We start from the raw sequence: 17676 nt of genomic DNA, 5'->3' as shown, positions 1-17676 counted from the left end.
ACCCGCAGATGGATCCTACCGCTTCGATTATTTTTATTATTGCAGCCTTCTCGCTTGGAGCGATCGTTATTATGAAGCGCGACTCCTTGCCCCTTGGTTTGCGCCGCGGACTTGCGATGCTATCCATCGCATTCATAGCGTTTGCGTTCTTCCTTATTGTTTATGCCTTTTTTACGATGGGTCCAGCATAGTTAGCGGACTGCTGAATACGGTGCGTCGCGTTCGGACATAGTAAACACAAACTGTGTTCCGAGGTGATAACCGGATGAAATGGCTCCCCCTGCTGCTTGCTTTAAGCCTCGTGCCGGGTGCTGGCGCTTCCAAAGAAACAGCAGCATATACCGGGCATGTCTTACCAACCTTATCCATACCAAGGAGGAATTCGATGAATCACGTACCGAAACGTTCAGAATCCGCACCGGAAACCCGCTGGAAGCTAGAGGATTTATTTGAAAGCCAAGCTGCTTGGGACAAGGAATTTGCGGAAGCGAAGGCACTAATCAAAAAAATTCCTGAATTCCAAGGAAAGCTGGCTGACGTCGCACAGCTTAAAGCTTGCTTCGAGCTGGAGGATGAACTGTCGATGCATGTGGAACGGCTTTATGTATATGCAAATATGAAACATCACGAGGATACCGCAGAGCCGACCTATCAAGCGCTTTCCGATAAATCGAAAAAAATAAGCGTTGAATCGGGAGAGGCTCTTTCATTCATAACGCCTGAAGTGCTCAGCCTCCCAGATGAGAAGCTGGATGCGATCATATCTGATAAGTCCGTTGCCAAATTCCGCCACACCCTCGAAGAAATGCGCCGCCAGAAGGCTCATGTTTTATCGAAAAACGAAGAAGCGCTGCTTGCTCAGGTGGGCAATATGAGCTCCGCGCCAGGAACGATCTTCGGCATGCTGAACAATGCGGATTTGAAGTTCCCTAAAGTAAAAAATGAAGACGGCGAAGAAATCGAGCTGACACATGGCCGTTACATACAATTTCTCGAAAGCAAAAATCAAGATGTGCGCCGCGAAGCGTTTAAAGCGGTGTACGATACTTACGGCAAGCTGAAAAACACGCTCGCTTCTACGTTAACTGCAAACGTAACGAAAAACATTTTTTATGCGAAGGCCCGGAAATACAATTCTGTGCTGGATATGTCCCTCTACGGCGATAACATTCCGCAGGAAGTGTATACGAACCTGATCGATACAATTCACAAGCATTTGCCGCTTATGCACCGTTATATGAATCTGCGCAAGAAGCTGCTCGGCTTAAACGAGCTTCATATGTATGATTTGTTCGCCCCCCTCGTTGACGAGTTCAAGCTGGACATTACGTTCGAGGAAGCTAAAAAAACGGTAAGCGAAAGCTTAAAGCCGCTAGGCGAAGATTATTTGAAGGTGCTGCAAGAGGGCTTTGACAACGGTTGGATTGACGTTTACGAGAATGAAGGAAAACGCAGCGGCGCTTATAGCTGGGGCGCTTTTGGTACGCATCCTTATGTGCTGCTCAACCATAAAGACAACTTGAACAGCATGTTCACTTTGACGCACGAAATGGGCCATGCGCTGCATTCCTACTACTCGGACACGAATCAAAACTACCGTGACGCGCAATACACGATTTTCCTGGCTGAAGTCGCTTCTACATTGAACGAGGCGCTGCTGATGGATTATCTCCTTGGCAAATCGACAGATCCAAAGGAAAAAATGTATTTGCTTACGTATTACGCGGATCAGTTCCGTACGACCGTATTCCGTCAAACGATGTTTGCAGAGTTCGAGAAAATCGTACACGAGCGCTCCGAGCAAGGCGATTCGCTGACTCCGCAGGAGCTTAGCAAAATCTATTACGATCTTAACGTCCTGTATTACGGCAAAGACATGGTCATCGATAAAGATATCGAAATGGAATGGGCTCGTATCCCCCATTTCTACAACAGTTTCTACGTGTACAAATATGCAACAGGCTTCTCGGCAGCAACCAGCTTCTCCAAGCAGATCCTGGAGGAAGGCGAGCCTGCCGTTGAACGTTACCTCGGTTTCCTGAAAAGCGGAGGCAGCGACTTCTCCATCAACATTCTGAAGAAGGCAGGCGTCGACATGTCCTCACCTGAGCCGATCGAGCAAGCGATGAGCGTGTTCGAAGAGCTTATCGGACAGATGGAGCAATTGACGAAGTAGACAAAATAAGGTAGACCGCCAAGCGAGCTTGGCGGTCTTTTTATTGTGAAATATCCTGACTTAAAGAATGAACGGTATTGGCTGTTCCGGCAGTGTAACGATCGCGGAAGAGTCCATTTAACCCTCTCCCGCTCCAAACCTTCGCGCAGATCTAGCGCGGGCACGTTCTAGCTCCACCTCGCGATTACGATAATCGGCGCTCGTTACGAGTGAATAGAGCAAAGTTCGCGCAGCGATTGCAACCTCCTCTACAGCGCGATTAAATGCCTCCTCATTCGCCTGTGAAGGCTTGTTAAAGCCCGAAAGCTTTCTCACGAATTGCTGCGAGGCCGCAAAAATCTCATCGTCGGTAGCCGGAGGATCAAAGTTAAATAACGTCTTTATATTTCGGCACATAGCTTTCTCCTTTTATTTTCAGTAGTCCTTCAATATTACAACACATCATTTTCCCTTGCCAGTGAATCGAGCGGCAATAGGCAGAATAATTAACCTTGCAAAAAAATGAAAAACATCGCGAAAGCCGCGATGTTTTTTTACGATGTGATCGGTTTTACTAAGGGATTTACAGCAGCAATTGACCAATGATCCATGCCAGCCCGCCTGCGAAAAGCGACGACAGCAGGTTCACTCTGTCGTTGTTAAGCCAGGCGAAGCCGCGCACTTTCTCCGCCGCGCTGCCGCAATGCGCGGCGCGCTCGGTTTCGCTGCCGCATATCCGGCAGCGGTACATGGCCTGGCCGGTTGCGCCGAGCAAGGAGTCGGCGAAGGCACCGGCCAGGCCGGCGGCGGCCGCGGCGGCGATATAGACCGCCGCTGCGGCTCCGCCGCCTGGCGTACCCGCAGCAGCCTCGGCAGGCTGCGGGGCCGCCAGCAGCAGCGCGGCAACGGCGCCGATGAACACGGCGCCTGCGAGCGCTGCTGCGCTGCCGAGCGGCGTGACCCCGCCGCTCGTTCCCGCAACAACCGGCTTGCCGCTCGTCACCGATCGCGGCGCCGTCTTGCTTAGGGCTCCGATCTCGGTGGCCCAAGTATCCGCGTTCACGGCAGCCATCACGCCGATGTACGCGAACAGCCACCCCTGATCGGGCCACAGCGCATTGGCGGCGCACAAGAACAAGCCGACGCCGCCGTTTGCCCAGACTTGCCCGGCATCGCGGCGACCGGTCTTCTCATATTTTGCTTCGGCCGATGCCTTCGCACGATGCTTCCGCTTCCATTTCGACCACAGCGTCGAGGAGACGAAGAAGCCGATCAGCAAACCGAACCAGACCGGCTCTCCCCATGTGACATAGCCTGTGCCCATAATAATCGCCGACCATGCGCCTGAAGCGGACAACGAGCGCACACGATAGGCAGCTGCGGCAATAAGGCCGCTTCCTAATAGTCCGGCAAGCAGCCTTAACCACCATTCCTCCAGCAATCCAACCATGAAATGAGCGACCTCCTGCTTTTGCGATATCCGAAATGAGTGCTCCTAACTGATCACGCTCTGCAGCCGCAGCTCGTGCCACCGCTCCGGATAGTTCGTGCATATCATGATATCAGGATCAAGCGCGGCGATTTTACGGATCGCGCGTTTCTCGTTGACCGTCCAGGCCATCACTTGAATGCCTGCGTTTTTGAGCAGCGCGACTCGCTCCTTATTTAACCTTGAATAGCCGATGGACAGAAAATCGGAGCCGAGCTCCTTTAGCTCCTTCGGCAGCGTATTGCGCCAACCATCAATAATAAGTCCGGTACGAATTTGACTCGAGAGCTTCCGCATACGAAATAGCGTCCCTTCATGAAAGGACGTGATGACGACTTCCTTCTCCGCCCGGTAAGCCTGAATGCATCCCAATACCTTTTGCTCAATCATAGGGTAACGGATTCCATCGGTCTTCAGCTCAATATTAAGCTTACAGCGGCCAACCGCTTCTCTGAGCACCTGCTCAAGCGTCGGAACAGGCTCTCCCTGATATTTTTGCGAATACCAATGGCCGGCATCGAGGGACGTAAGCTCATCAGCCGTCAGGCTCTTCACATCGCCCCTTCCATTCGTCGTTCTGCGCAGCGTGTAATCGTGTATAACTACCGGTATATGATCTTTCGACAGATGAACATCTATTTCAATCCATTCCACATCAGGATCAGCGATTGCAAGCCGTATGGCAGCCATCGTATTTTCCGGCGCGCGGCTAGACCAGCCTCGGTGCGCAACGCACGGATTTCTCATTATGCAATCATCCTTTCAGAAGGCATCCGTTAATTAGGAACGATTGTGCCGTCCTCATTGAGCTTCACGCCAAACGAAAGGGCGGACAACCGGTCCAGTATCGCTTTTGCCGTATCCGCTTTAGGAGGAGTCGGCTGCGCTTGTACCGTAACCATTGGATGGAAAGTCAGGCCGCAGTCGCCGTTTTTTGAGCACAGCGCGTCAAGGACCCCTGTTTCTGCCGCTGTCTCCTTCGGATAAGAGCTAAAAATAAAGTTTCCTAAACTGTATGCAATCCATTTGCCTTTATACATTTCAAAGCCCTGCAGCACATGCGGGTGACTGCCGATTACAAGGTCCGCGCCTGCATCAATGTACTGTCTTCCAAAATCCTTCTGGTATTGCTCCGGCTGATCGACCCGCTCCTTGCCCCAATGCACCATAACAACAACGATATTCGCCTGCTCCTTTGCTTTCGCAATAGCGGCAACCGCGCGTTTTGTATCGTAACTTTCGGCTATTCCGGCTACATTCTTATCCGCTTTCCACGAATTGAACGGCAGCACTCTGCTTAAGCCGATATAAGCTACTTTAATGCCCCGCACCTCTTTGATGACAGGCGTAAAAGCTTCCGCATCGTTTTTTCCCGTACCCATATGCGATATGCCTGCCTTATCCAAATGCTTCATCGTGTCGAACATGCCTTCAGCGCCTTGATCAAGCGCATGATTATTGGCAAGGCTCATGACATCGAAGCCGGCATTGCGCATCGCTGGAAGTACATCCGGCGCGCCTTTGAACACATATGGCGTACCCTCTGCCGGCACTCCGCGATTCGTTATTGGAAATTCCAAATTTCCTGCCGTAAGATCTGGCTCGCTTAAGTAAAGCATCGACGGCTTATACAAATAATCATAGCCCTCTTGCTCCGTAATTGCACTCACATATTGTTCGACCAGCAAATCTCCGACAAAGGAAAGGCTAATTTTTTCAGCTTCGTTGTCTGCTGCTTCAGGCTCCGCTGCAGCTGCATTGTCTTCCTCAGGCGTTACATTTGTACCGCCTTTATTGCTCTGTTCATCTATGGATGAATTCGTATTTCCCTCTTGTTCTGCAGCATTTCCTGCGTCCTCGGCATCCTGCTTCGCTGCCTCCGCCTGTTCCTTCTTATTACCGCCCGCAAAGCTAAACCAATCTTGCAGCTTATCTGAATTCGCTGCGGCAAGCCATGCGCCGAGCCCTACTATAAGGATACCAAGCAGCGTTAAATTAACGATAATGAGTCTTTTAAGCCTTTTTTTCCGGCTAAGCTTGTCCTGCTTATGCGTTTCGGACCGTGATACATGCATGAAAGATGGCTCCTCTGCGAAAGGTTTAAAAGTCTGGGAATCTTAGACTCTACCATTATAGCAATGATCCACCTTAGGTGGGGAAACAATTACATGGCCTTATTTTAAAATCGCCTGCGCCGCTTCCTTGCCCTGTCTGATGCAATCCGGTAGACCGACGCCATCAAATGCCGCGCCGGTGATCCAGACGCCTGGCAGCTCCCGTTCAAAACGTTCCCGAAGCTGCTTCATATTCGTTAAATGGCCGAGAGGATATTGCGGCATTGAACGTGGCAATCTCGTAATTTCAGTAAACATCGGAACTGCCTTAATGCCCATCGTTTCTTCAATATCCTTCCGTACTGCCTTAATAAGCTCTGTATCCGGCAGTTTAACGCTTTCCTCGGCTCCTGAGCGGCCTACATAGCAGCGCAGCAGCACCTTATCATCCGGACTCGTATGCAGCCATTTGTTTGACGTCCATGTGCAAGCCGTAATATGCAGCCCTTCCGAGCGAGGCACAACAAACCCTGATCCGTCAAAATCAAGCCCAAACGTCGACTTGTCAAACGCCATTACCACGTTTGCCACCGATACGTAATTAACCGTTCGCAGCTCGCTGCAATCCGTCAATGGCTCCAGCAGATCAGCCGCATCATAAGCCGGTGCCGTCATCACAATCCGGTCAGCCTGCAGCCTTTCTCCGCTGTCCAGCACAACCTCGTAACGGCCTGCCCCGCCCTCAGCGGATACTTCACGCATGCTGCCCGCTTCCGCTGAGCTATCCGCATTGCGCCTAATCTCCGTAACCTTCGTGCCAAGACGCCTCTGAGCTTTGCTCAAGGCTTCGTCAAGCGCCTTTACCAGCGTCGATAAACCGCCCTTAAACGTGAGGAAGGTGCCTCCCTTCGCAACGGCTGGCAGAGCGCCGGCAGACGCGCTAGCCTTACGGTTATGCATCATGCCGCGAATAAGGCTGCCGTGCTTGCGCTCAGCAGCTGCAAACTGCGGGAAGGTTGCCTGCAGGCTCAGCTTCTTCAAATCCCCCGCATAAATGCCCGCGAGCAACGGCTCAGCGATACGGCGCATCACTTGATTGCCTACACGCCTCTCCAAAAAGCCGCCAAGCGACTCATCGCTGTTATCTTTGCGGACCGGCAGCGCCAAATCCAGCAAAGCGCGCAGCTTGCCGCCCCATGACAATAAGCCAGTTTTTACGAATGGGCCAATCTCCGTCGGTATGCCAAGCACGAGTCCAGGCGGCATGGGGTACAGCTTGCGTTCATGCAAAATATATGTTTTTTTCGCTCCCGGATTCGTTGTCGTCAATTCATCCTCCAAACCAAGCTCTAATGCCAAATCGATAATGGCCTGCTTGCGCGCCAAAAAAGAGTCCGGCCCCTTCTCGATGACGAACCCGTTATGCTGCAGCGTATTAATTTTTCCGCCAAAGGCAGGAGCACCGTCTACGATGGTAATTGCAATCTCCTTGCCCTGTCGCTCCGCTTCCCGCTGCAAATAAAAAGCGGAGCTCAGTCCGCTGATCCCTCCGCCAATAATGACAATTCGATCAGGGTTTCCGATTCTCCGCATCTCATTCATTCCTTCCCTTGGCAGTTCAAGGCCTCGATAACCGATTCCGCCAACGTTTCCATATATAGTGGATCGCGATTCAGCATCGCGATTCTGTCTAAAGCTAAGCCCAGCTGTTTTGAAACAGCCTGCGCTTCAATATCAAGATCATATAAAACTTCCAAATGATCCGACACGAAGCCGACCGGCGCAACGAGCACCGCTTTAACGCCTTCTTCCGCCAGCACCGGCAGTGTTTCCAAAATATCCGGTCCGAGCCAAGGCTCCCTTGTCCTACCCGCGCTTTGCCATGTAAACTGCCAATCCTTCACATTAGCCGCTTTCGCAACCGCTGCAGAAGTTTCAAGCAGCTGCTGCTCGTACGGATCGCCAAGCTCGCGAATTTTCTCAGGCAAGCTGTGTGCGCTGAACAGCACCTTCACGTTCTCTTCCCCACCTGCAGCGGCGGCCAAACGGCCTAATCCGTCTACGACCCGGCCAGTTAGCGCCTGCAGCAGCTTCGGATGCATGTGGTACTGCTTTACGAAAGTCATCGCAATGCCAAGCTCCTTCGCCTTCTCCTCCGCACGCTTTATGTAGCTGCCTACGCTCATCGTCGAAAAATGAGGGGCAAGCACGATCCCAACCGCTTGCGTGATGCCATCCTTCGCCATTTCCTGGGCGCCGACTTCAATATAAGGTTTTGCGTGCTTCAAGCCCTGATAGCAAACGAATCGGCCCGGTGCCAGCTGCTCCAGCTTGTCCTGCAGACCGGCTACCTGCCCGTTCGTATTTTCCCGCAAAGGAAATACGCCGCCCGCGACGGCTTCGTAACGGCCCTTCAGCTCTGCAAGCAGTTCAGGCGTCGGGGCGTTTCCGCGGCGAATATGCGTGTAATATGCCTCTACATCGTCCATCGACTCCGGCGTACCGTAGGACATAACGAGCACCCCGGTTTTTTGCCCTTTATGCTCAGACATGACTGGCCTCCTTCAGACTTCTGTCTGCGATCGCTTTCTTCGAGTACGAATGTACGAATGCAGTTAGCTCAGCCAGCTTCTCGAGCGAAGCTTCCGGGAATAAACCGTGCCCAAGGTTAAAAATAAATCCGGGTTTCTCCATGCCGCTATCCATAATTTCCTTCGCATACGATTCAATAACGCTGATCGGCGCCGTTAATATTGTCGGATCCAAATTGCCTTGAACCGCAAATCCGCCGCCCAGTCTACGACGGCCTTCATCCAGCGATACACGCCAATCTAGACCGATCACATTTGCCTTCACATTTTGCAGCTCCGGAAGCAATTCGCCTGAGCTAACGCCTGGAAAATAAATTTTCGGCTGCGGCAAATCCGCCAGCTCTGCGAAAATACGCTCGATCGTCGGCAATACGAATTGCCGGAAATCAGCAGGAGTCAAGGCGCCTACCCAGCTATCAAATAATTGAAAAGCTTTGCCGCCTGCCGCAATATGCGCGCGCAAATAAGTAATGACCATGTCGCCAAGCTTTCGCATCAGCTCATGCCATAGCTTCGGCTCGCTGTACATCATTTCTTTCGTGCGTAAATAGTTTTTGGAAGGTCTTCCTTCAATTAAATAGCTCGCAATCGTGAATGGCGCGCCAGCGAACGTAATTAGCGGAACCTCTAGCTCACGGTCCAGTATACGAATCGTCTCAATGACATGGCTGAGATCCCCTTCCACGTCAATAGGCTTCAGACGCTCCACGTCAGCCGCAGAACGAATCGGGTTCGCGATTACCGGCCCGATGTTGGCGACAATATCAAAATCTATGCCGATCGAAGCAACTGGATTCATAATGTCCGAGTATAATATAGCGGCATCGACGCCCAGCTTGCGAACCGGCATCATCGTAACTTCAGCCGCAAGCTCCGGCTGCTTGCATATTTCAAGCAAAGAATACTTTTCTTTTATTTTGCGATAATCAGGATCGTACCTTCCTGCCTGTCGCATGTACCATACAGGTATTTGATCTACGTGTTCCTTCCGGCAAGCCCGTATGAAACGGTCGTTATAAGACATTCCCGTTCCCCATTTCTATGAATTTTCCTATGCTTCCATTATGCCCTTTTTCATCGAACCTAACAACCGCCGCTTTTCGGCTTCCTATGACAATAGTATGACAATCAGTCGTTAGTTGCATGAAGAGCGCATGAATAATTGCCCATTCTGATCACCATGCTTCTGTACAACCGGCCAAAGGAAATTTCAGTATAACTTATGTTATACTTTGGTTATGGAACAATGGAAAAAAAATCTGATCGTGTTGTGGTTCGGACAGTTTCTCGTTATGGCTGGGATGACGATGATCATTCCGTTCTTGTCTCTTTATTTACAATTTGATTTAGGCTTAAAAGATAAGCATGAGATCGGCGTTTGGGCCGGGTTTATTTTTGCCGGAAACTTTGTTTCTTCATTTATATTTCAACCGATATGGGGGAAGATGGCGGACCGGTACGGCCGCAAAATGATGCTGCTTCGATCAGGCTTCGGCATGTCGATCGTTATGGTATTGATGGGCTTTGCCACTAACCCTTGGCAGTTGCTGCTGCTTCGTATGGTGAACGGTACGATTTCCGGTTTTAACCCTGCCTCGATTTCTTTGATCTCCGCAACAACGCCAAAAAACCGGATGGGCTTCGCGATGGGAACGATTCAATCCGGCGGGATTGCCGGAACGATACTCGGTCCATTCATTGGCGGCTTGCTTGCAGATACGATCGGCTTCCGGCCGATATTCTATTTGACGGGAGCGTTGCTGTTTGCGGCTTCGCTGCTTGCCTTGCTGGTCGTAAAAGAGCCCTTTGACCGTATGAAGGCAGCTGCCCGCGAGCAGGCTTCGGTTATTGAAGGTTTCCGGAAGCTAAGCGGAATTCCTCAGCTTACGGCCCTGTTCGCCGTCACTTTTCTCATCCAATTCGCGATGATGAGTCCGATGACGCTTATTCCGCTCTACGTTCAGGAGCTGCACGGTACAACCGCTAATCTTGCCTTCTACGCCGGCTTCGTCGGCTCCGTCACAGGACTATCCAATCTCGTTGCTTCGCCGCTGCTTGGCAGGCTTAGCGACCGGATTGGCGCGGAGCGTGTGCTCGGGGCCGCACTTGTCGGAGCCTCGCTTGCCTTTATTCCACAAGCTTTGGCAGGAACCGTATGGCAGTTGCTGCTGGCTCGTTTTATGCTCGGCATTTTTCTGGGGGGGCTTATTCCAGCGGTAAACTCCCTTATTCGCAAATACACACCTGACGGTATGGAGAGCCGTTCCTACAGCTTTAACACCAGTACGATGAGCCTTGGCAACATGATCGGCCCTATTACCGGCGGGGCCCTCTCCGGTTGGATCGGTATTCAGGGCTTGTTCATCCTATCCTCGGTCATGCTTATGGTTAACGCGGGATGGGTGTGGCAGTCGCTGCAGCGCAAGCGGCCGCTGCCACAGCGAGGCAATGACGGCTGACGCCGTTCGCTAGACAGTTTGTGAGGAGGAATACATTCCTAGGATAAAGTCTTAAAATTCTCATCACTTTCTTTAAAATCGTCATGAAATGTGCTAACCCTCTTCTCATTATGATAAGGCTAAAGTAAGATGGGCTTGAGAATGCGAGAGGAGTGAACGAGGATGAGCGAACAGTTCGAAATGTACGATGATCCGTTTAAAATGCTGATCTTGCTTGTAAAGATGGCTGCGGATCAAAAAGGTATGCAGCTTGATTTTGCCAACGTTCCGAAAATTGAAACCGATACATTTTTACTGGAAAACAGCAAATTTGTGTACAAGAAGGATGATACAATCATTGAATGGTTTCAATTTCTCGGAAGAGATATTAACTGCAGCCGTGACCTAAGCCGCTCGGAGTACAACAAGATGTTTATCGATTGCATGCACTCGTTGTTTTTTAGCTAGGAGCCTAATAATTTCGCGATCGCAAAGAGTCCAGGAGTAAGGTCGTCACACAAACAAAAAGCCTCATTTATCGACATTCGTCAATAAATGAGGCTTACGTGATTTCCACTATATCCATTCTACTTCCCAGACTCCTCTCCACGATTATTCTCATCCGATAGAAATCGTCTGAGACTGGCATTGAGCAGGTAATACTGATTATTCATCAGCTACCTTATCCCTTCTGCCTAACCTGTCAGGTAATTCCTTCCATCTTTCATCTTATACCCATTGGGTTTGACGTTGGTTAAATAGCCTGCTTAATAGAAGCTATTTAATCCAGACCGTCCTGACGGTGATTCGAAATCATTACCATAAGGATTGAGGATATAGTATCAATCTCCAAGATACTATAGTTCCTGAATGCGCTCTCACTACTAAAGTCTCCTTGTGAGGGTTAGCCTTTTCAAGAACTTTTATCTTGAGTTGATACTTATACTATAATCTCATTTTTTGAAATATTCAAATAATTCATTTTAGATTGCAATATCCTTATTTCTCTCCTGAAATCGCCTAATTTCTCTCTTTTTCTTAGTTCTTTACTCTTTCAATCAAATGAGAAACTTCAAGTGACAAAATCGCCCGAAAGGATTTCGGCGTCATACCGAAATCGCTCCGGGCGTCGATTACTTAACTTATTTGACAATAGCTATCGCCAGTCCGTCGTAGCCGGGCAGCACCGTGCTCTGCAAGCGGTCGTCTGACGCGATCGTTTCATTAAAGGAACGTACTGCGCGAACCGACGGGCCCGCTTTGGCTGGATCGACCGTTCTGCCGCGGAGCAGAATGTTATCGCCTACGATAACAGCTCCAGGATTAGCCAGGGCAATGGCATAATCCAGATAGACCGGGTATCCTTCTTTATCCGCATCAATGAAGAAAAAATCAAATTTACGGCCGGCTGACTTGAGCTCCTCCAAGCTTAGCTTCGCATCGCCAACCATATACTCCACCTTGTCTCCTAATCCGGCCGCTTCCATATGCACTTTGGCTAGATCCGCGTAGTTTTGCAGCAGCTCGAGCGATACCAGTCTTCCGCCCTCCCGCAGCCCCCGTGCCAAGCAAATGCCGCTATACCCGCCAAGCGCGCCTATTTCTACAATACTTTCCGCATTCGACAGCGATACAAGCATCGTAAGCAGCCTGCCATAGCCGTCAGCAACGGAAATATCCGGCATTCCGCTTGCTGCTATGCCTGCTTTTGCGCGTTCAAGATCGGCATCTTTCCCATAAAGTGAATCTACATATTGTTCGTTCTGCAACATTATTTTCTCTCTCCATTTTTGCAATTTGTAAAAACAACCTAATTTGTCCTATACTTGATTGTATGTTTTTGTTCGTAGGGTTACAAGCATATGTCTTAATCGTGACTTCTACCGTCGCAAAGTATAGATGAAGAGAGAGTGTAAAAATGGAAAAGTTACAGCTAATCGCAACCGCGCCGATGGGGCTTGAGGCGGTTGTCGCACGCGAGCTGAAAGATTTAGGGTATACCGACTTGCAAGTGGAGAACGGACGCGTTAATTTCACAGGCGGGCCGATCGATATTTGCCGAACCAATCTCTGGCTGCGCACCGCAGGCAGAATCCTTATTAAAATGGGAGAATTCCATGCAACCACCTTCGAGGAGCTGTTTGAAGGCACGAAAGCGCTCGATTGGCCGGAATGGATTCCGAACGACGGAGAATTTCCCGTTAACGGCCGGTCGCAAAAATCACAACTGACAAGCGTTCCAGCCTGCCAAAGCATCGTAAAAAAGGCAGTCGTGGACAAAATGTCCGAGCGTTACGGCACCGAATGGTTTCCTGAGGACGGTGGTCGTTACGTTATTGAAGTAACGCTTATGAATGACCGGGCGATGCTCACGCTTGACACGACCGGCGACGGCTTGCACAAACGGGGCTATCGCAAAGTAGCTACCGAAGCTCCAATTCGGGAAACGCTGGCAGCTGCGCTCGTTCAGCTTAGCCGCTGGCGTCCTGAACGACCGCTGTATGATCCTTTTTGCGGGTCAGGCACGATACTGATTGAAGCTGCTATGATCGGGTGGAACATTGCGCCTGGACTTCGTCGGAGCTTTAACAGCGAAGGCTGGCCGCTTATTCCGAATGAGCTGTGGGATGAAGCGCGCGACGAGGCGTTTGATTCCGTTAAGGATAATATTCCGCTCCAAATTGCCGGCTCCGATATTGATCCGGGTGCGATCGAAATCGCAGAGGCTGCGATCAAGAAGGCAGGCTTCGGCAAAGAGATTAAGCTGTCCGTTCAGCCTGTTGCAAAAGTAAAGCTGCAAGGCGAATACGGCGTTATCATTACGAATCCGCCATACGGCGAACGGCTCGGTGATGATGTGCAAGCGGAGGCCGCGCTGCGCCAATTCGGTCTGACTGCGCTGCACTATCCGACATGGTCGTATTTCTCAATTAGTCCTTCCACAACGATCGAGCATTATTTTGGACGCCCGGCTGATAAGAAACGGAAGCTGTTCAATGGGCGTATCGAGTGTAATTACTTGCAATTTTTCGGACCGCTTCCTCCTCGCGGAAATCGGCAGTAGCGAGAGAGGAAGGGTCGTTTACTTATGTTATCTAGTGGACAAAATCCAGTACGTCGCGGCATGAGCATCCTGTTAATTGGGCTTGAGCGGTTTAAAGCTGTCGACCTGCTGTTGTTTACTGCCGTGATGCTGGCCAAACTATATTGGTTCTCAGAAATTCTTCATGTAGCCAACATGAAAATGACCGGTATCGACGCTCTTATTGAGCTGGGCGCCGTTCTGATCTTCAGCTTCTGGACGATTTGGCTGCCCGTTCGCGGGCGGATTGTTTCACTTATTGCGCTAAATGTGATCGCATCCTTCGTTTTATATGCCGATCTCATTTATTATCGTTACTTTCAAGATTTAATCTCGGTCCCGGTGCTGCTTCAGCTCGGACAAGTAGATTCATTAGGCGATAGCATCGGAACGCTGCTTCAGGCGAAAGATTTTATTTTGTTCTTTGACTGGATCGCTATTATTCCGTTTGCGGTCTATGTGATTTGGCGCGGCCACGGCGATCTTCGCCATACGAACGAGCATCGTAAAGCGGCTCCCGTCTGGCAAAAAGCGATCGTCCGTATCATGCTGAGCGCCGTCATCTTGACCATCGGCTCATCGCTTGTTTTCACGAATGTGAATGAAGCTAAGCGTACGTGGGGACAAGGTATTTTCGACGGCAACTGGTGGAACCTATCGATTTATAATGTCACGGGCGCGCTTGGCTTCCACGGTTATGACGTATACCGTTACGTGAAGCAGAACTGGCTTGACGCCGAGACCGTAACCGCCGAGCAGTACTCGGAAGCGCAAAAGTGGATCGAAGCGCGCGGCGACCTGCGCGGTGCGCTCGAGCATGATGCGCTTTTTGGCGCGTACGAAGGAAGCAATGTTTTAATGGTGCAGCTTGAAGCCTTTCAAAACTTTATGATCAATCGATCTATTGGCGGCCAAGAGATTACGCCTCATCTAAACGGCCTGATCAAGCAAAGCGCTTATTTCAGCCAGTTCTATCATCAAACCGCCCAGGGAAGAACCTCGGATGCCGATTTTACCGCAAACTGCTCGATGCAGCCGGCAGCAAACGGTTCCGTATTCATCCAGTACGCACCGAACGAGTTTGATTGCATGTCCAAAACTTTAAAAGAAAACGATTATGGGACAACCGTTTTTCACTCCTATGAGGCCGGCTTTTGGAACCGTAACACGATGTATCACAATATGCGGTACGATCAGTTTTACAGTTTGAAGCATTTTACGCAGGATGAAAAAATCGGGTGGGCGCTTGGAGACAAATCTTTTTTCAGGCAATCGATCGATGTGATCTCCGAACAGAAGCAACCCTTCTACTCGTTCCTCATCACGCTGTCCAGCCATCATCCCTACGTGATTCCGGCTGCGGAGAAGAAGCTTAGCCTGGGAGAGCTGGATGGTACAATGATGGGCGATTACTTGCAGGCGATTCATTATGTGGATGCCGCGCTCGGCGAGCTGGTGGACAGAATGAAAGCAGAAGGACTTTGGAACAACACAATTCTGGTGATGTACGGGGATCACGACAACTCGATCAATGACTGGTCGCTGTTCGAATCATTCCTTGGCAGGAAGCTAGATGAACTTGAGCAGCAAATGATTCTAAAGCAGGTTCCTTTGATTGTTCATTTGCCGAAGGACGAGCATGCGGGAACGTATACCGGGGTAGGCGGACAGCTTGATATAACGCCGACGATCATGCATTTACTAGGCATTTCAACTGCCGATCAATACTTGATCGGAACTCCTCTGCTGACGGATAAACCGCTCTTAGGCAAAAAGGTCGTACTGAGAAATGGCGCCTTCACCGATGGTGCCGTCTACTATATGCCTTCTGCCGACGGTATCGCGGGGCATGGCGCCTGCTGGAATATTCAAGAACATACAGCAGGCGATATGAGCGCATGCATTGGCGCCTACGAAGGTGCGCGCACCGAGCTAAGCATGTCCGATCAGATCGTTATGAACGATCTGATCAATGGCTTCAAGGAGCAAGCTGCTGCGGAAACGCGCGCCAGCAGCGATGTAGAGACAGCTAGCCATAAGTAAAGCCAGTTAAAATATTATTTTTTGCATAACAAGAAGGGCTGACTCGATACCAAACTGAACTGCGCCCCGTCAAGTAGACAGTACAAATAATAAAAACCAGTTATGCGGCCTTAGTCCTAAATTCCATCGGACTGAGGCCGTTTAATTTCGCCTGTAATCGTGAACTGCGCCCCGTCAAGTAGACAGTACAAATAATAAAAACCAGTTATGCGGCCTTAGTCCTAAATTCCATCGGACTGAGGCCGTTTAATTTCGCCTGTAATCGTTCGTAATTGTAAAAGCGGATGTAGGCCTTAATATCCCTTTCGAGCTCCTTAAAGGTACTGTAAGTACGCAAATAATACTTCTCGCATTTTAGGGTTCCCCAGAATGATTCCATGGGGCCGTTATCGATACACCTGCCAACACGTGACATGCTTTGGGTCAATTTTTTTCCATATAACTTCTTGAATCTTAAAGAGGTATATTGAAAGCCACGATCGCTATGAAGCATAGGCTTGCTGCCCGGTGCCGCTCGTAAGGCTGACTTTATCGTTCGGAATACAAGACTATTGTTGTTGGAATGTCCTAAGACATAAGAGACAATCGTGTTATCATGAAGATCCAGAACRGCACTTAAATATGCTTTCTGACCGCTGCCATATTTGAATTCCGTTACATCGGTTAACCACTTCTCATTCGGTGTTTCTGCATGAAACTCGCGGTTTAACAGATTTTCAGCGACTTGCTGCGGGGTTGCATTCACATATTTCTTTCTCTTTCTACGAATAACCGATTGGATTCCCTTTAGCTTCATAAGGCGTTGTACGCGCTTATGGTTAATCGGGTGATTGGTCTGCCTGCGCAAATGAAGGGTTAATCGACGGTATCCGTAGATACCGTTAACCTTCTCGTACAGCTCGATCATAGCAAGAGTAAGTTGTTGGTTCTCCAGCTCACGGGAGCTGGGTCTGCGCTTCAGCCATTTATAATAGCTTGRCCGTGGAATATTTGCGATTTCACACAAAGTTTGTACGCTGAATGATTCTTCTTGCTGAACGGCTTGAATGGCAAGATAGACGTTCTCCTGACGGTGCCCGCTTAGCTTCGCCTCCTTTGGAATTCCTCTAACTTTTTTAGGAACGCATTTTCTGCTCGAAGCCGCTCATTTTCATACTCCAGCTTCTTCATCGCAAGCTTTTGGCGGTCTGCTTCGGTTAGCTCCTCTGTCGCTTTTTTACGCCCTCTGCCATCTTTGAGAGCCTCTTGCCCCCCGTCCTCATACTTCTTTACCCACTGGTACACCTGTTGATAGGAGACCTCGTAATGATCTGCCGCCTTTTGGWAGTCATGATGATGGGCAACACAATAGAGAACGATGTCTATCCTCTCCTGCCACGTGGTTGAACGACCCTTTGTCATAGCTTTCTTGCCCCCTGTATAGGTTGTTAAGCTGCTATGACCATTATACTTCTTCAACCAGTTGGAGAGTTGGGTTCGGCTGGCTATTTTGTACTTGTCGATGATCTGATACTGAGATAACCCTCCATAGAGATAATCCTTTACCGCTTGAAGCTTCAGATCCGCGGAATATGTTCGATTGTGGCTCTGTTTCTCTAACCCTTCATATCCATACAACTCATAACGACGACGCCACTTTGCCAAGGTTGTTTTGTTTGTGCTGTATTTAGCAGCTGCAGCCTTAACACCAATTTCCCCCCTCTTTATTTCATCAAGGATCGCAAGTTTCTCTGGTGCGCTATACTGTTCTTTTGACATGAAAAAGCTCCCCTCACAGCAGCAGGTTTTATTATTTAACCTGTCTACTGTATGGGGAGCATATCA

Annotated in this window: 16 protein-coding genes; 6 read left to right on the top strand and 10 right to left on the bottom strand. The window is 49.8% G+C overall.

What is annotated here, in order from left to right; all coding sequences use genetic code 11:
- The first annotated feature begins 8 nt into the window (after nt 1-8).
- Together ASG81_RS00080 and pepF are read left to right on the top strand one after the other, a co-directional pair.
- Nucleotides 9-191 (top strand): hypothetical protein, encoded by a 183-nt coding sequence (locus ASG81_RS00080; RefSeq protein WP_056627290.1) that lies wholly within the window; start codon nt 9-11, stop codon nt 189-191.
- A gap of 194 nt (nt 192-385) precedes the next feature.
- On the top strand, nt 386-2176 hold the full coding sequence (gene pepF / locus ASG81_RS00075) for an oligoendopeptidase F (protein ID WP_056627285.1): 1791 nt from the start codon (nt 386-388) through the stop codon (nt 2174-2176).
- Nucleotides 2177-2293: 117 nt separating this feature from the next.
- On the opposite strand, the gene ASG81_RS00070 is transcribed toward pepF, so the two are convergent.
- From ASG81_RS00070 to hemE, 7 genes are all read right to left on the bottom strand, one after another.
- Nucleotides 2294-2572 (bottom strand): DUF2277 domain-containing protein, encoded by a 279-nt coding sequence (locus tag ASG81_RS00070; protein WP_056627283.1) that lies wholly within the window; start codon nt 2570-2572, stop codon nt 2294-2296.
- Between the two features lie 166 nt (nt 2573-2738).
- Nucleotides 2739-3605, bottom strand: coding sequence for a DUF92 domain-containing protein (locus tag ASG81_RS00065; RefSeq protein ID WP_056627281.1), 867 nt, complete (start codon nt 3603-3605; stop codon nt 2739-2741).
- A gap of 45 nt (nt 3606-3650) precedes the next feature.
- Nucleotides 3651-4391, bottom strand: a complete 741-nt coding sequence (locus ASG81_RS00060; protein WP_056627278.1) for a glycerophosphodiester phosphodiesterase — start codon at nt 4389-4391, stop codon at nt 3651-3653.
- A 29-nt stretch (nt 4392-4420) separates the two neighbouring features.
- Nucleotides 4421-5719, bottom strand: a complete 1299-nt coding sequence (locus tag ASG81_RS00055; RefSeq protein WP_056627276.1) for a CapA family protein — start codon at nt 5717-5719, stop codon at nt 4421-4423.
- A 99-nt stretch (nt 5720-5818) separates the two neighbouring features.
- Nucleotides 5819-7291 (bottom strand): protoporphyrinogen oxidase, encoded by a 1473-nt coding sequence (gene hemG / locus ASG81_RS00050; RefSeq protein ID WP_155971039.1) that lies wholly within the window; start codon nt 7289-7291, stop codon nt 5819-5821.
- A gap of 5 nt (nt 7292-7296) precedes the next feature.
- The gene (gene hemH / locus ASG81_RS00045; RefSeq protein ID WP_056627270.1) at nt 7297-8250 is read right to left on the bottom strand and encodes a ferrochelatase; all 954 of its coding nucleotides are present in this window, start codon (nt 8248-8250) and stop codon (nt 7297-7299) included.
- Nucleotides 8243-9313 (bottom strand): uroporphyrinogen decarboxylase, encoded by a 1071-nt coding sequence (gene hemE, locus ASG81_RS00040; protein ID WP_056627268.1) that lies wholly within the window; start codon nt 9311-9313, stop codon nt 8243-8245. Before hemE ends, hemH begins: the two co-directional genes overlap by 8 nt.
- 214 nt (nt 9314-9527) lie before the next feature.
- Here hemE and ASG81_RS00035 point away from each other — a divergent pair, with 214 nt between their 5' ends.
- Both ASG81_RS00035 and ASG81_RS00030 read left to right on the top strand, forming a co-directional pair.
- Nucleotides 9528-10748 carry an MFS transporter gene (locus ASG81_RS00035; protein ID WP_056627265.1) on the top strand — a complete coding sequence of 407 codons (1221 nt, stop codon included), beginning with the start codon at nt 9528-9530 and terminating at the stop codon, nt 10746-10748.
- 162 nt (nt 10749-10910) lie between these two features.
- The gene (locus ASG81_RS00030; RefSeq protein WP_056627262.1) at nt 10911-11195 is read left to right on the top strand and encodes a hypothetical protein; all 285 of its coding nucleotides are present in this window, start codon (nt 10911-10913) and stop codon (nt 11193-11195) included.
- Between the two features lie 674 nt (nt 11196-11869).
- On the opposite strand, the gene ASG81_RS00025 is transcribed toward ASG81_RS00030, so the two are convergent.
- Nucleotides 11870-12499 carry an O-methyltransferase gene (locus ASG81_RS00025; protein ID WP_056627260.1) on the bottom strand — a complete coding sequence of 210 codons (630 nt, stop codon included), beginning with the start codon at nt 12497-12499 and terminating at the stop codon, nt 11870-11872.
- Between the two features lie 146 nt (nt 12500-12645).
- Here ASG81_RS00025 and ASG81_RS00020 point away from each other — a divergent pair, with 146 nt between their 5' ends.
- Together ASG81_RS00020 and ASG81_RS00015 are read left to right on the top strand one after the other, a co-directional pair.
- Complete coding sequence (locus ASG81_RS00020) at nt 12646-13791, top strand: THUMP domain-containing class I SAM-dependent RNA methyltransferase (RefSeq protein WP_056627257.1); 1146 nt, start codon at nt 12646-12648, stop codon at nt 13789-13791.
- A 24-nt stretch (nt 13792-13815) separates the two neighbouring features.
- Complete coding sequence (locus ASG81_RS00015; protein WP_056627254.1) at nt 13816-15852, top strand: LTA synthase family protein; 2037 nt, start codon at nt 13816-13818, stop codon at nt 15850-15852.
- Nucleotides 15853-16057: 205 nt separating this feature from the next.
- On the opposite strand, the gene ASG81_RS00010 is transcribed toward ASG81_RS00015, so the two are convergent.
- Together ASG81_RS00010 and ASG81_RS00005 are read right to left on the bottom strand one after the other, a co-directional pair.
- Complete coding sequence (locus tag ASG81_RS00010) at nt 16058-16900, bottom strand: IS3 family transposase (RefSeq protein WP_235548695.1); 843 nt, start codon at nt 16898-16900, stop codon at nt 16058-16060.
- Between the two features lie 32 nt (nt 16901-16932).
- Entirely contained in the window at nt 16933-17610 is a 678-nt protein-coding gene (locus ASG81_RS00005) for a helix-turn-helix domain-containing protein (protein ID WP_056627247.1), read from the bottom strand.
- Between the last annotated feature and the right edge of the window lie 66 nt (nt 17611-17676).

Origin of the sequence: Paenibacillus sp. Soil522 (assembly GCF_001428245.1) — a bacterium.
Classification (GTDB): domain Bacteria; phylum Bacillota; class Bacilli; order Paenibacillales; family Paenibacillaceae; genus Pristimantibacillus.
Note: the sequence above shows the minus strand (reverse complement) of the source record. Positions and strands in the feature narration are given on the sequence as shown.

Bases quoted from the DNA above. Each gene is read 5' to 3' on its own strand.
- ASG81_RS00080 (WP_056627290.1), top strand. From the start codon at position 9: ATGGATCCTACCGCTTCGATTATTTTTATTATTGCAGCCTTCTCGCTT.
- pepF (WP_056627285.1), top strand. From the start codon at position 386: ATGAATCACGTACCGAAACGTTCAGAATCCGCACCGGAAACCCGCTGG.
- ASG81_RS00070 (WP_056627283.1), bottom strand. From the start codon at position 2,572: ATGTGCCGAAATATAAAGACGTTATTTAACTTTGATCCTCCGGCTACC.
- ASG81_RS00065 (WP_056627281.1), bottom strand. From the start codon at position 3,605: ATGGTTGGATTGCTGGAGGAATGGTGGTTAAGGCTGCTTGCCGGACTA.
- ASG81_RS00060 (WP_056627278.1), bottom strand. From the start codon at position 4,391: ATGAGAAATCCGTGCGTTGCGCACCGAGGCTGGTCTAGCCGCGCGCCG.
- ASG81_RS00055 (WP_056627276.1), bottom strand. From the start codon at position 5,719: ATGCATGTATCACGGTCCGAAACGCATAAGCAGGACAAGCTTAGCCGG.
- hemG (WP_155971039.1), bottom strand. From the start codon at position 7,291: ATGCGGAGAATCGGAAACCCTGATCGAATTGTCATTATTGGCGGAGGG.
- hemH (WP_056627270.1), bottom strand. From the start codon at position 8,250: ATGTCTGAGCATAAAGGGCAAAAAACCGGGGTGCTCGTTATGTCCTAC.
- hemE (WP_056627268.1), bottom strand. From the start codon at position 9,313: ATGTCTTATAACGACCGTTTCATACGGGCTTGCCGGAAGGAACACGTA.
- ASG81_RS00035 (WP_056627265.1), top strand. From the start codon at position 9,528: ATGGAACAATGGAAAAAAAATCTGATCGTGTTGTGGTTCGGACAGTTT.
- ASG81_RS00030 (WP_056627262.1), top strand. From the start codon at position 10,911: ATGAGCGAACAGTTCGAAATGTACGATGATCCGTTTAAAATGCTGATC.
- ASG81_RS00025 (WP_056627260.1), bottom strand. From the start codon at position 12,499: ATGTTGCAGAACGAACAATATGTAGATTCACTTTATGGGAAAGATGCC.
- ASG81_RS00020 (WP_056627257.1), top strand. From the start codon at position 12,646: ATGGAAAAGTTACAGCTAATCGCAACCGCGCCGATGGGGCTTGAGGCG.
- ASG81_RS00015 (WP_056627254.1), top strand. From the start codon at position 13,816: ATGTTATCTAGTGGACAAAATCCAGTACGTCGCGGCATGAGCATCCTG.